The sequence below is a fragment of the Photobacterium minamisatsumaniensis genome (assembly GCF_050336695.1).
Classification (GTDB): domain Bacteria; phylum Pseudomonadota; class Gammaproteobacteria; order Enterobacterales; family Vibrionaceae; genus Photobacterium; species Photobacterium minamisatsumaniensis.
The window spans coordinates 87,600-100,658 of record NZ_JAKJSI010000020.1 but is presented as its reverse complement, the minus strand read 5'-3'; the positions used below and the strand labels follow the sequence as shown (position 1 = coordinate 100,658).

The 13,059-nt window shown below is 45.4% G+C and carries 11 protein-coding genes and 1 pseudogene; 3 read left to right on the top strand and 9 right to left on the bottom strand.

Annotated features, from left to right (window positions below; all coding sequences use genetic code 11):
* Positions 1-83: 83 nt before the first annotated feature.
* Positions 84-1,769 (bottom strand): annotated as a pseudogene (locus L4D78_RS11225) (immunoglobulin-like domain-containing protein); the annotation flags it as partial.
* Positions 1,770-2,280: 511 nt separating this feature from the next.
* On the opposite strand from L4D78_RS11225, the gene L4D78_RS11220 reads away from it, so the two are divergent.
* A complete protein-coding gene (locus L4D78_RS11220) occupies positions 2,281-3,636 on the top strand; it encodes a cytochrome-c peroxidase (protein ID WP_428467002.1) in 1,356 nt (451 codons plus the stop codon).
* A 125-nt stretch (positions 3,637-3,761) separates the two neighbouring features.
* Here L4D78_RS11220 and L4D78_RS11215 read toward each other — a convergent pair whose 3' ends face one another.
* From L4D78_RS11215 to L4D78_RS11185, 7 genes are all read right to left on the bottom strand, one after another.
* A complete protein-coding gene (locus L4D78_RS11215) occupies positions 3,762-4,382 on the bottom strand; it encodes a DUF1190 family protein (RefSeq protein ID WP_428467001.1) in 621 nt (206 codons plus the stop codon).
* 11 nt (positions 4,383-4,393) lie between these two features.
* Positions 4,394-4,810, bottom strand: coding sequence for a DUF350 domain-containing protein (locus L4D78_RS11210; protein ID WP_428459937.1), 417 nt, complete (start codon positions 4,808-4,810; stop codon positions 4,394-4,396).
* A 50-nt stretch (positions 4,811-4,860) separates the two neighbouring features.
* Entirely contained in the window at positions 4,861-5,496 is a 636-nt protein-coding gene (locus L4D78_RS11205; protein WP_428467000.1) for a YjfK family protein, read from the bottom strand.
* A gap of 35 nt (positions 5,497-5,531) precedes the next feature.
* Entirely contained in the window at positions 5,532-6,563 is a 1,032-nt protein-coding gene (locus L4D78_RS11200; RefSeq protein ID WP_428466999.1) for an ion channel, read from the bottom strand.
* Positions 6,564-6,597: 34 nt separating this feature from the next.
* Positions 6,598-7,284: a PspA/IM30 family protein gene (locus L4D78_RS11195; protein ID WP_428466998.1), complete on the bottom strand. Its 687-nt coding sequence runs from the start codon at positions 7,282-7,284 to the stop codon at positions 6,598-6,600.
* On the bottom strand, positions 7,284-7,682 hold the full coding sequence (locus L4D78_RS11190; RefSeq protein ID WP_428466997.1) for a DUF2170 family protein: 399 nt from the start codon (positions 7,680-7,682) through the stop codon (positions 7,284-7,286). The genes L4D78_RS11195 and L4D78_RS11190 overlap by 1 nt, the downstream gene beginning before the upstream one ends.
* Positions 7,683-8,050: 368 nt before the next feature.
* Positions 8,051-8,905, bottom strand: a complete 855-nt coding sequence (locus L4D78_RS11185) for a patatin-like phospholipase family protein (protein ID WP_428466996.1) — start codon at positions 8,903-8,905, stop codon at positions 8,051-8,053.
* Between the two features lie 495 nt (positions 8,906-9,400).
* Between L4D78_RS11185 and L4D78_RS11180 the strand changes: the two genes are divergently transcribed.
* Positions 9,401-10,021: a GNAT family N-acetyltransferase gene (locus L4D78_RS11180; protein ID WP_428466995.1), complete on the top strand. Its 621-nt coding sequence runs from the start codon at positions 9,401-9,403 to the stop codon at positions 10,019-10,021.
* Between the two features lie 233 nt (positions 10,022-10,254).
* On the opposite strand, the gene L4D78_RS11175 is transcribed toward L4D78_RS11180, so the two are convergent.
* Positions 10,255-11,361 (bottom strand): aminotransferase class I/II-fold pyridoxal phosphate-dependent enzyme, encoded by a 1,107-nt coding sequence (locus tag L4D78_RS11175; RefSeq protein ID WP_428466994.1) that lies wholly within the window; start codon positions 11,359-11,361, stop codon positions 10,255-10,257.
* 201 nt (positions 11,362-11,562) lie between these two features.
* Between L4D78_RS11175 and L4D78_RS11170 the strand changes: the two genes are divergently transcribed.
* Complete coding sequence (locus L4D78_RS11170) at positions 11,563-12,948, top strand: serine hydrolase domain-containing protein (RefSeq protein WP_428467039.1); 1,386 nt, start codon at positions 11,563-11,565, stop codon at positions 12,946-12,948.
* The last annotated feature ends 111 nt before the right edge of the window (positions 12,949-13,059 follow it).

The following is a 13,059-nucleotide window of genomic DNA, read 5'->3' as shown; positions in this document are numbered from 1 at the left end:
GGGATGTAACCCGACATAATGAAAAGGCCAGTCTTGCGACTGGCCTAATAGGTATTAAAACTGGCTATTTTTCGGGGCTACTGGCAGTTAGCTGGGCCAAGTTCTTGCCATACACCCCACTCGCCGCTTAATGTTGGATCGTCGCCCTTCGTCCACCACTTAGCGCGCCACTGTTTAGCAGCATGGGTGACTTCATCACCTTCAACATAAATGCTAGTGGCATCCCATGCATTCGGGCAAACAGGAGTATTGTCGTCATAGACTTCAACATTACGATTTTCGCTGATGCTCTGTCCGTTGCCATAAGCGGTGGTGTAGGTGAGAGCATAATTACCGACGGTACTGGTATCAACACTGCCTGATACTGTGGTTTGGTCGGTAATGTCACCATCAGTTGGGTGCGTGACCGTAACCCCTGCCATAGGGTCGAACGTACTATTCAGTACAACGCGTGTATCGTCGATACCCTCGAAGATCGGCAAGAGATCATATACTGTCACTTTTCTTGGCTCGGTAGCACTGTTGCCATCATTATCTGCGACGTTGTAGGTCAATATGTAATCGCCAATTGTGTTGGTATCTACATATCCGTCAACCGTGATATTAGCCGTAATGTCATTGCCATCGGCATCGGCTGCAGTAACTCCCAATAATGGGTCAAAGTTGTCGCCACGTAGTACACGTGCATCAATCAGGCCGCCAAAACTTGGTGTTAAATCGGGGAGGGGCGGCTCTTGATTGTGAATAAAGTAACCGTAGTCTTTAATGAACTGCTCATTGTACTGCTGACCTGCCGAGTTGGTTCCCATATCCCAGTTGACTGACCAGGTCATCACGCCGCGTATAGGTTGGCCTTGGGCTGATAAACGATTGAAGGCGTTGTATAAGTCGCTCGGCGTTTCAACGTAGCCGTTTGCTGCACCGTCGATATTGGCGGGGATACCAAACACTAATTTGTCATGGGTGATTTGGTTGTAACCACGTGTCCCATTTATCAAAGAGTCAGACATGTAGTAGATGAACTCTTCTTTACGTGGGTCATTCTGCGATAGCCAGCCAACACCTTCTACGTAGACACCGTCGCCGCCCTGATTATAAAACTGCGGGTTGATAAAATCGTAGTAACCTTCCAAGCCATCAATGTACGGCATATATTTGCCATTAACTTCTGAGAGGTAAGGGAATTCAGGAGCCATGGTGATCATGAAGTCTTTACCTTGAGCCTTGTAATGATCTTTAACCATTCTTAACGCTGCTGGTATGACGGTGCTGTTGCTGGCAGCCGTAATTGCTAATTGTTCGAGATCGATATCAAGGCCATCAAAGCCGAATTTGTCGGTTAGACGAATGACTTCGTCTGCGAAAGCTTGTTCATCGCCCGCCTGCAATTCAATATGGGCGTCAGCCCCACCTAGTGCAAGTAGGACACTACGTCCCTCGGTATTCAATTGTGCGATTTGAGTAATAAATTCATTTTCAGTTAAGCCAATGGTGGGATCTAGCTTAAAGGTTGGGATACGGCCTTCTGCAGGGTCATAGACCTTCATGAACGAGACATCGACTACGTTATAGTAAGGGTGCACATCCGTTAACTCGATACATGGTGCATTACCACCTTTATAGCCAGCACCATCACACCAGTTATGCCAGTAACCAACGACCACGTTGCCATCTTGTGCCACCATCTCATTTGCCATGACAGTACTGGGGGCGACGAATGCTCCTAGTGCCAACGAGGCGGTGAGAAGACTCATTTTTATTGCCTTCATGTTAACTCCTTTTACAACGTTATTAGTATTCCCATTCTGTAATACAAGCCACTCTCCAAGGGCTTAGTGATACCCCAAACAATATATCCTATGAAGTAAAGGGCATATGTATAAGGTATATTCAGTTATTGATAGAGGATATATTTCTTGTTGCAAATAAAGATCTGCATCCAAAAACAAGCTCTTATTTTGTTGCATTTGTGATCACAGATACGATCGTGATTGTTAATTTGAATAGGGCGTATTAGCTTGCCTCCCTCCTAATATCTCAGTAGTCAGAAACAAGACCTCATGGCTATTGCTAGATTTTTAATATCAGCTTGAATACGCCTGTTTTTTTGGGGACAAATTGCGCTGTTGTAGTATCAAGCTAGATAGTATGCCCAGTGTGCTTACGATGAGTTGATCTAATGTATGCTGGTGAAATTGGTATAAATGGCAGGACAGAAGAACCTGTCAAATAATTATAACCCCCTGAAGTTACCTATTTGGCTAGGTATGGAGTGTTTTAATGAATACTTCCCGTTATCTTTTGGCGGTCGTCATTCTGGCGTCCGTTACTGCTTGTCGTGATGATTCTAACGATGATGATACTAGTGCTGGAATTGCTGCGGCAGGTGAAGGCGAGCAGGTGACAGAACCCGCTGCTGCCTCAGAATCACCACCAGAACCTGGCTCTCAACCCGATGAACCAGCCTTGCCACCGGCTGAAGAGCCGCCACCTGAACCTAAACTTGATATCGATGGCCTGCCGTTGCCTGATTTATCGGTTACTCATGACTATGAGGCTTACCTAGCGGCACGACCTGAATATTACACAAGAATTACGGCGCCTTTTGGCAGTGTTGATGGCCAAGATAATACCCCCTTCAGAAATCCAGTGACCAATGCCGGTGCAAATTTGGGGCGAGTTATTTTTTATGATGTGCGGTTGTCGGCAAACAGTACAATTGCTTGTGCTGACTGTCATATTCAGGAACATGGTTTCACTGATCCCAAAACATTCAGTGATGGGTTTGAGGGAGGCAAAACTGGCCGTCATTCAATGAGCTTATCGAATGCAACGTATTACCGAAATGGTAAGTTCTTCTGGGATGAAAGAGCAGATTCACTAGAAGAACAAGTGTTGATGCCAATTCAAGATTCGGTAGAAATGGGGATGAACCTGTTTGATCTTGAAGTTAAATTAGCTGAAACCAGTTTTTATGGCCCGTTGTTTGAACAAGCTTTCGGTGATGAGGCAATTACCAGCGAACGTATTGGTCATGCCATGGCACAGTTTATTCGTACTATGGTGAGCTATGAATCGAAATACGATCAGGCCTTTGTGGCTGGAGAGTGGGACGACCCAGATTTCTCTGCGGTGTTTACCGAGCAGGAAATGGAAGGGTTACGTTTGTTTTCTGGCTTTCCGGGGCCAGAGCGCTCGTCACTTGGATGTGTGGCTTGCCACCAAACGACAGCACACAGTATGGATCAGGCGCATGTGAATGGTGTAGATGATAGAGATGCTACCGATCAAGGTGCTGGTGGCGGTTTCTTTAAAGCACCATCACTGCGTAATATCGCGGTAGGCGCTCCCTATATGCATGATGGGCGTTTTGAAACACTGGCTGACGTGGTTGAGTTTTATAATAGTGGTGTCCAGCGTCATCCGAACCTCAGTCCCGATCTCACCAGTAATGGTCGAGTAGGCGGTGCGCCAGTTCGTATGGAATTAAGCGAGGAAGAAAAAGCGGCATTAGTGGCATTTTTAGAAACGCTTACTGATGAAGATTTCCTAACGAATTCTATTTTTTCTACGCCATTCGAAGAACGGCCAGAGCAAGATGGTAGCGAAGAGCCAAGCGGTAACGGTACGCCATAATGAAAGTTGTATATTAAGATAAAAACGCCTGCTCAGAATAATGAGCAGGCGATGTTTATTTTGCCGCTATTGAATTGACGTTAGACAAATGGGCCTTGTTTTATATCGTGGCCAACTTTTGTAGCTTAGCCACCCCATCCTTTACTGCCACTAGAAGAACGGCTGCTTCCCCAACTTGATTTCGCCGATACGGTAGAGCCGAATCCCCCGCGTGAAATTGTACGGCTAACCGTTGGTTTCGGCTTCATTTGATCGCGGTTAACTTTTACCTTGGTGTTTTTATAACGGCTGCTGCCATAGTCACGACCATCAGCCGTTGTCCAGCGGTCATAAAAAATACTGCCTGGATAGCTAGAGCGATACATCGGCTGGGAGTAGTAGTTATTGTTGTTCATCATTCGGCCAAACATAAAGCCGGCCATAGCAGGCATAAACCAATTATTACCACGAGGTTGAACACAAGCATCATTACCAAATTCGGCTTCGCAATCATTTTGGCTTTGATACTTTGGTCCAGTACGAGATGCTTCTTGAACCGCATATTGATAGGCGCTTTGACACTCGGCGCTATAATTAGGGTTTTCATCAATACAGTCATCAAGCGATTGATAAATAGACGCATCTTGCTCGTTGTCACTACAACCACTTAGTACGGCACTGGCGATGACGACAGTGACAGGAGTGAACGTCAGAGGCCGCCAGTTTTTACGCATACTTGCGAGAACGACATGTTTACTGCGTTTCATCTGTCTTCTCCCTAGTAGGTCATACAAGCGGCATTTAATAAGCCAACAGAAACCGATGTTGCTGCCATTACGATTCCCGCTGGAATTTCACCTGCCTCAATACGTTCAACAATTTTAGGCATAAAGCCGAAGCGTAAAATAGCAAAAGCAATGAGCTGTGCAATCAGTGCAACCACGCCCCATAAAATGAAGTCGATAATGTTGACTGAGTTACTAGCCGCGCCAGCGATTGCAAGGCAGTAGCCAAGGATAGATCCTGAAAGGCCAATAGCGGCGGCAATATTTTTGTCTTCTTTTACCAGTTTCCATTCATCGTGCGGTGTGAAGCGAACATAGACAAATTTAAACAATAATAAGAAGGCCAGAGATAGCGAGAAATAAAGTAGGAATGCGCCAAGGCCTGCGAGTGAATTAGTTATTACATCCATGTGAGTTCCATTTAGTTAGCGTTAAAAAAATAATGTAGCTTTTTATTAGGTTAGCCTATGAGTTTAAAATCGGTGGGTGACAGATCAAACCCGGTGCTTATCGCGAGACAGCGTTCGGCCTGTTGGTGTCGGATCTTTTCTTCGCCAGCGACGAGTAGAAATTCAAACTGCTCACTCTCGGTTTCTCGCTCATAAATCATAACAAACTGGTCGGTATCGCTGACCGAACCATTTTCGAGCCACGTCGTTTCAGTCATTGCCACTGGGCGTACGTTGTCCCAAGCCTTGGTAAAATGATGCCCTTCAAGTTCCCATGTCGGCTGAATAAGGGTGTGGTCGAGCAGTTGCTGCCATTGGGTTTGGGTATCAATGGGTTTGGATTCGTAAAAATAATAGAGCTTCACTTCACTAATGTCGGCTTCTGATTCGCCATGTAGCAATACTTGTATGAAACCATCATCATCAGTGTAATAACGGATCAAACGAGTTTGGTCATCGAGTTGAACGACGCCAACGGCTTTAATTAGCTGGGTTCTTGCTGCGCCTTCGATAATCAAATCCGGCTCAATCAAGCGCAGCTTTAGATCATCGAGCTCAAATGCACCACCGAGCCTTAGCCCTAATATTTCAGGGCTCTTAGGTGTTTCCGGTTGAGGTGATGTTTTCTTTTTAAACCAGTCAAACATAATAATTCCTGCGTGGTGCGTGTTATGACACTGAGTTAATGCTGGAGCCAGTTAAAGGTATTGACCCGTTCATCAGCGATATAGAACAGCTTAGTCCCTGCCGGTACGGGGTGATCTAACGGTGGGTTTAATTCAACACCTTGTCCGGTATCAATCGCAATCAATATAGCCTCATAGTGTTGTTTAAAAGCCGTAAACAAAGGTGCGATTGTGGTTGCCTCAGCATCGCTTGGATAACTGACTGAATATTGAGTCATACCTTTATGGGTGCTCAATAATTCGTGGTGTAACTCACTTGAACCTGGGTCTACCGCAGCTTTGGCTAGCATTTCAACGGCAACGGAAGGGATACATTCTGCGTTAGGGCAATGGCGTTTTAGCAACTTGCTGAGTGAGTCGTCATTGAAGTAGGCCAAGAGGTGCGCATCAGGGTTACGGCTGGCACTATAAAGAGCAGCTGAAAGTGTGATGTCATCTTCTGTATTATCTATGACAATACAGCTGGCTGTATCGATTCCGGCTCGGCTCATTCCTTCACTGTCGGTAAAGCTGGCGACACGAACAAACTCAATTTCACCGGGTAATGGATTTTCAATTTCGGGCCTGACACATAACACGATAGGGCGCTGCCCTGACTCTTCATGCTGCAGCATTTTGATTAAATGGAGGGTACGCTGTTCGTTCCACCCCAGTACTAAAATATGATTGTCCACTTTCAGTTTCCTTTTTCCCAGCAAGCCACGCTTCCAATAATCAATAAATAAACTTGCGACACGGCCCACACCTAATGCAAATAGCCCAAGTCCACCAGGTATGACGAAGAGCATGACGATCCATTTACCGGTAACGGTAACGGGAGACATGTCTCCATAACCCACCGTTGAAGCCGTTACGATCAGGTAATAGATGAAATCGGTGGGGGATTGCACGAGCGCTTTTTCGCCCACAAGAGTGAGCAAAATAAAACAGATAACGGCATAACTCAGGGTGAGAAAAAGGAGGTTTTGCCCACTAAGCGCATTAAATTTTGTCGCTGCCCAGCGACGAAAAATCAGCCATAGTGACATGGGCACCTCCTTTCAAAAATAACGTCGCTATTCATTACTTGCCGAGAATACGCTTTAGTTCATCTTCGGCAGAGGATGATTGGCCACTTGTAACCCCAGCTTCTGCTAGTTTTTTGTCTAGGCTTGAGCCTGATTGTTCTTCTGCCATTTCAGCAGCCGCTTCTAACTGAGCCGATTTTTCAGCTTGACGCTGTTTAATCCGTTCTAGCGATTCGACGGCAGTATGCATCTTGGCACTGGCACCCACGTTGGTGGCTGATACAGCGGACTGGGCTTTTTGAACGGCTTCATTGGCTTTCACCACATCAACTTGCTGTTCTAGCTGGCGCAGCTTATCTTTCGCCTGACTAATGTTAGTGCGCATGCGTTGTTCAGACGTTATGAACTGGTCAAGGTATGTTTGCTCTGCTTGTTGTTCGTTGCGAATGGTCGCGACCTTTTGTGCGCATTCAAGCGCAAGCTCTTGCTGGCCTTTCTCCATCGCACTTCGGGCGTGGCCTTCATATTCTTCAATGCCTTGGTTAAAGGCATCGACCTTTTGTTGTGAAAGTTTTCGCTTAGCGACAATGCTGACAAGTGCTTCATCCGAACGGCGAAGTTCTTGTTTCGCATCGCGGATTTCTTGATCCAGAATACGCAATGCTTGACTGTCGGCAACCGACTCTGCAGTTTCATTCACACCGCCCTTAATGGCAGTAAACAGTTTTTTCCAAACGCTCATTATGCGGTCTCCTGAAGGTGGTCTTGATACAGTTCAATAAAGGCTTCGACATTGCGAAATAGGGTCGCGACTTCAATGACGACACTTTCTGCTTTTGATTGGGAAGAGAGTGAGCCAAATGCCACGTAGTAACTTATACCACCCAGAGTGTTAATGCCGATTGTAGAAAGCGGGAACATTTTGTGGGTACGTAGAATTTCTTCGTTTAGTTTGGTGGTATCAGCGACTTGCTCTGCGGGAAACAGCAAGACTTCCACTAAAATTTGCTCGCCCGAAACGGCAAGATACGCTTCAATGCCATCTTCATTTTGTACCGTAAGTACTTCGTTATTATCGGTGACATGCCAGCCATCGTGGCTAGCGAGAATCGGAGTCAGTTCTGCAAGTTGCCAAGTCATGTTAATGCCTTCTAAGTTATGGGCGGATGCTTGTATGAAAAGTGTACTTTTATTATGGGGTTAAACTTATTAATTACCACAGAATACGTTACTTTTGTTGTGTTTTTGTGAGGGGTTTTGAGGGTTTTGGTTAGCTGATGAGTTTAATAGTGGTTCTTGCGCTTGTACCGGAAGTCAGTAGAACCCTTCAGTACTAGTTAAAGCTCGGTATGGATATTAGCAACCAGATAATCGATGAGTGCCCTAACTCGGGTAGATAAATACTCTTGTGAGGAGCAGAAATCCCCAAGATTCTGGCCGCCTTGGCAAAGCTGCCTGTTAGTCGACGGCCCTTTCTTTTATTTCTGGAACTGACGGTTCTGGAAAGTCTATCCAGTCAGGTTATCTAAGAAGGATTTTTTATTTAAAGACTTCTTCAAATCCTCAAGCCACTCAGCCCCTTCTTCCGAGAAGTAGTCCCGGGTCGTTTCATACCCCATAGTATAAAGTGTTGTCAGGCTGTCATTGTTGACGTTGAAGGCTCCCCATTTATCTATGCCTTCCGGCGAAAGGCTGATATCAGGCAGCTTGATACTTTTTAGCAGGTGGGCAGAGCTGTAAATCTCGAATACCCTGTCGATGACATCAAAGGCATCGGAGAACTCATGGTTGGCCTTATGCTCTAATGGGCTTAAGTACATGCCGATATGGGCACGACACTGGTCGTGGATGAGATCAGTCGGGTAATTATTGGTGATACCACCGTCAGCAAAGAGCTTATCGCCGATTTTTACCGGGGTGAACATGCCCGGGTAGGCAGCAGAGGCGAGAAGGGGTTGAATGAGTTCCCCTTCCTTGAACACGACTTGTTGCGCGGCATTAAGATCAGTGGCCACCACATAGAGCGGGATGTCGAGGGCATCGAAGTTATCTCGTTTTATCCAGCCGTGGAAATGGCGGTTGAGCTTTTCGGCGTTGATCAATCCCAGTTTGTTAAAAGAGAAGCTGCTGGCTTTGAACATTTGGCTTTCAACGAAGAAAGAAAGGATGTTCTCAGGATTATGACCAGCAGCATAGAGAGCGCCAACTAACGCGCCGCCGCTTGCTCCAGATATCACATCCGGTTTTACGCCCTGCTCATCGAGGTACTGCAACATGCCGATTTGTGCCATGCACTTGGCGCCACCACCTGAGAGGGTGACTCCGAATTTATAGGGTTTTAAGTTGAATAATGATGACGGCAAAGTCTCTATCCTTTACTAGCCCGGTTCATGAGGTTCAATATATCACTAACTCAGCAAGCTTCATGATGAGATTGTGTTAAATAACATCCTGACTTTCCGATTTTGACCAATTATTTGGACACTCGGTGTTAGTGGGCGTTGCTTCGTCATTGCTAACTTCATTGAAAATGCCGGCGAGTCGTCGGCACTTTTGGTGTGGCTTGAATAGTTAATTGAGAGGTATTTGGGACATTTATAAAAACAAATAGTTAAAACGTTGTGATTGGTAGCAATGTAGTACTTTTCATAACTCCATTGTTTTCTAATAATTAAAATATTTATATCCAGAGTTTATTTAAACGCCACAAATTAATAATTCAATCAAATCAATTAATAAGTAATGAATTTCAATTGTTATTACATCGATTGCTAACAAAAAGAGAAAAATGTCAATAATTGACATAAATAAGAGCGCTGGATATGATTTTTACAGTAGATAATTAATGGATTCATTCAATGAGTAATATTCTTCTTAATACAATTAAGCATTCTGATATTGATGATGTTGCAAATCTAATTTGTTCTGAATTTAGCAAGAGACAAGTCTCTACTTCTGGAGATGAATCAGACGAAGAATTTAAAAGTTTCCTGAAATATACGGCACTTGAGTGTGTCCAAATAGGCCTTGGTTTTACGGCGAAATCAGGAGATAAGCTAGCGGGATGTGTGCTCTGTGTCGACTTGCATAGTACCTTTGATTCTAAAGAGTTTATTGATGCGTCCAAGCAAGAGCCAATGCTGGCGATGATATACCAGCTAAACAAAAAATACTTTCCAGATATGAAGGTCGAAAAAGGCGAGTACCTCAATGTTAAATTTATTGCAGTTGATGAAGAATATTCTGGTCAGGGTATTTCGAAATCATTAATTCAATTAGCATTGAAAGAAGCTAAAGATAACCGTTATATCTTTGCACACACTGAATCGGCCGGAACCGCTTCACAATATGTATTCAAGAAAGAAGGCTTCATTGATGTTGCCGAAACTATTTATGATGAGTTTACCTTTAATGGTAAGAAGTACTTTGTTTCCTCAGAAGGACATCGTTCTATCCAGTTACTAATAACTAAACTGTAACGACAAACCGTAGTGGCGGTGAACCGCAAATTGGTTGGTTGATAAGGCCGCAATCAGTTTAAAAGGCGAGACCAAACGAGTTGGAATCGCCTTAAATAAGTTATCTTCGACGTATTCCCACAAGCGAGTTACAGGAACTTCTCGACCAGAATCTCATCAACATACTCGCTGCGCACGTAGGCAAACAGTTTTTCGTAGCCTTTTACTTTCTCATTGTGATTTTTGAGGGTGTTTTAACGCGTGCATCGGTGTGCTTGCATGCTGTTTTTGAGCCTTAATGACAGCTGATGCAAATCCCTATCGCCGCCCACAATACGCAGTCGTGCATACTCTGTATCCATGGTTGGGTTGGTGATTTTGAAGTGCTGGCCAGAGCACGACAGTATGCCGAGCTGCCTTAGCATTTCGGCCATATCCACTCCTTGTTTATGAACCAATAGTATCGGGGTTTGTTCTGATGTCGGTACAATGTTGAAGCTGTAAGTATGGAGTACATCCATCATTGCTCGCTTGAAGGTGGTGGTTTTTGCTTGATTGTTGGCAACAAAATCGGCGGCATTGGGCAATACATGGCAAGCGATTTTCAGTGCCGGTAGCGACGGGGTAAATATGGTGACTGCCGCCTGCAAATAGGGTGTAAGTTCAGGAGAAGAGACAATATAGCCAAGACGCAGCCCTGCCAGTCCTAACCCTTTAGAAAAAGTCCTCAATACCATCAGGTAGCTGTAATGTTGGCACTCCTTTACCATAGATTGGTCATCAGTTAAGAACTCGCCGTAAGCCTCATCGATGATCAGCAAGCTACCGGCTTCCTCACACACATGGCACAAAGACAGTAAGTGCTCTTTGTCGTAAATTCGGCCGGTTGGGTTGTTCGGGTTATCGATATATACCAAGGTCGGCTTCTCGCGCAGGATCGTATTTTCTAACGCCCCAAACAAATCATTATCACAGTTGAACTCAAACATATTGAGGGCTTGGTATTTGCCGCCAACCAATTGGAACTCTGAGACCCCTTCAACAAACTGTGGGCCGATGCCAATCATGGTTCGTTGCTGATGGTCGATGAGCTTATTGAAAATCAGCTCCAATCCCCCGAGCGAGCCGGTTGTGAACGTGAGGTCATCACTGTTGACGCCTAGATATTTGCCAACGAGATGGCTCAATTGCGCGAGATTGCTAAAGCTGTAGTACTCATTGATTTCATCGAGGATCTCAAGCATTAGATCAGGCGAGATCTCAGGAGATCCAAAAGGATTCGATCCCAGCGCACAGTCAATGGTGTATATCGGGGTGACATACGAAGCCTGATCGTTTTCCAACTCACGGTTTAATTTCACGTTCAACGTCCTTGATGATCTTTTGCAATATCAAGTTTAAAGGTGACCACTTCTACACCTTTTAAATAGGTCAATTGGCGACAAATGGCTTGCCATAGTGGGCAATTGTTCAGTCGCGAAATGACCTATTTGCGGTTGTGGGCTAGGGGTAATATCTGCGCAGAAATTCAAACAAACTTCAGTAAAACGGAGCAACTCAGTATGAAATTAAAAAACGTTGCGTTAATTCTGGCACTCGCCACCTCGATGAGTGCCACTGCTGCTAATGCAGAAGGGCTTCCAGAGGCGATGAAAGAAGCCCTCAAGGTTCCAGGTGCTGATGTCACCTTTGATGTCCAGCGTGCCAAACAGCCTTTTAGCCCGCAGTTTGCCAGTGAAGCCCAGCAAGCCTTTAATAACTTCCATTTGCAGATGGGTGGCGACCACGCGGTTTACTACAACGGCCACATGACTGAGGTAATGAAATCTGCTCTGTCTCGTCCGAACGAAGACTACAAGTCGCTGGCGCGTAATATTAATGCCCGCATTGGCGATCTTAAAGTAGAAACCGGGCAGGGTATACTCCCGCTCGATGAGTACATGGAAAACCCGATGTTCCGTACCCAAGCCATGATCATGGTTCACAAGGGCAAGGTTGTTTATGAGGCCTATCCGGGCATGAACAAAAACGATCGTCATATCTGGTATTCATCGGCAAAAACCACGGTTGGCCTCGTCATGGCGCAACTGGTTCAGGAAGGTAAGGTCGATGTGAATAAGGTGGTGCCTGACTACATTCCAGAGCTAAAGGGCACGACTTGGGATGAGATCACCGTCGAAAGTGTGATTAATATGACAACGGGGTTGGATAACGAAGAAACCCTCGAGTCCATTCTTAACCCAGATTCCCCTGTGGTGCGCTACTTTGCTGCCATCACCGGCTCACCAAGAGCGTCTACGGGCGAGTATGAGGATTGGTTAACGGACGTTTCGGTTGATCAGACAAAACTTGAAGGCGAAAAGCAGGGTGATGTATTCCGCTATGCTTCGATCAATACCAGTATTCTGACCCAGATTATCGAGAATGTAGAAGATAAGACATGGACCAAGATTTTCGAGGAAAAAGTGTGGTCGAAAATGTATGCGAGGGAGCCTGCGGTATTTGGCTTAGCACCTAACGGTCACGCCCTAGCCCTTGGCCTGATGCAAACTACACCGGAAGATATGGTTCGTTTCGCCACGCTGTTTACTCCAAGCTGGCAGGCGGTTGCCGCCGAGCAAGTGGTGACGCCTGAGGTGCTTGATATTATCCGTGGTGAAGTTGACTCTGAGCGCTATGTAGGTACAGCTAAAGAGGCCTCTTCGATCTCTTCATTCCAGGACAAAGCGCATGGTAATGGGTACCAGTTTGACTTCATCTACGATGATGGGGCAATCGCGAAAAGCGGTAACATGAACCAGATGATTTATATGGATCCAGAGCGTGACTTTGCTGCGATTGTAGTATCAACCAGCCCTTATCACTCGGGTTACGGTGAAAGCAAAGCCCCGGCTTATATGCGACAGGCAGCGAAATACCTAAACGGCGAGTTGTTTATTACCCAGTAGTAATGACGAGCTAAAGATAAACGAAGATAACCCCGCATTATTTTGTTATTAATTAATGCGGGGTTTAAAAATACCCGAAGCGCCATATTATTATTATGCCAAGGTGTTGAT

Excerpts from the sequence above, each read along its gene's own strand:
- L4D78_RS11220 (WP_428467002.1), top strand. The coding sequence starts at position 2,281 with ATGAATACTTCCCGTTATCTTTTGGCGGTCGTCATTCTGGCGTCCGTT.
- L4D78_RS11215 (WP_428467001.1), bottom strand. The coding sequence starts at position 4,382 with ATGAAACGCAGTAAACATGTCGTTCTCGCAAGTATGCGTAAAAACTGG.
- L4D78_RS11210 (WP_428459937.1), bottom strand. The coding sequence starts at position 4,810 with ATGGATGTAATAACTAATTCACTCGCAGGCCTTGGCGCATTCCTACTT.
- L4D78_RS11205 (WP_428467000.1), bottom strand. The coding sequence starts at position 5,496 with ATGTTTGACTGGTTTAAAAAGAAAACATCACCTCAACCGGAAACACCT.
- L4D78_RS11200 (WP_428466999.1), bottom strand. The coding sequence starts at position 6,563 with ATGTCACTATGGCTGATTTTTCGTCGCTGGGCAGCGACAAAATTTAAT.
- L4D78_RS11195 (WP_428466998.1), bottom strand. The coding sequence starts at position 7,284 with ATGAGCGTTTGGAAAAAACTGTTTACTGCCATTAAGGGCGGTGTGAAT.
- L4D78_RS11190 (WP_428466997.1), bottom strand. The coding sequence starts at position 7,682 with ATGACTTGGCAACTTGCAGAACTGACTCCGATTCTCGCTAGCCACGAT.
- L4D78_RS11180 (WP_428466995.1), top strand. The coding sequence starts at position 9,401 with ATGAGTAATATTCTTCTTAATACAATTAAGCATTCTGATATTGATGAT.
- L4D78_RS11170 (WP_428467039.1), top strand. The coding sequence starts at position 11,563 with ATGAAATTAAAAAACGTTGCGTTAATTCTGGCACTCGCCACCTCGATG.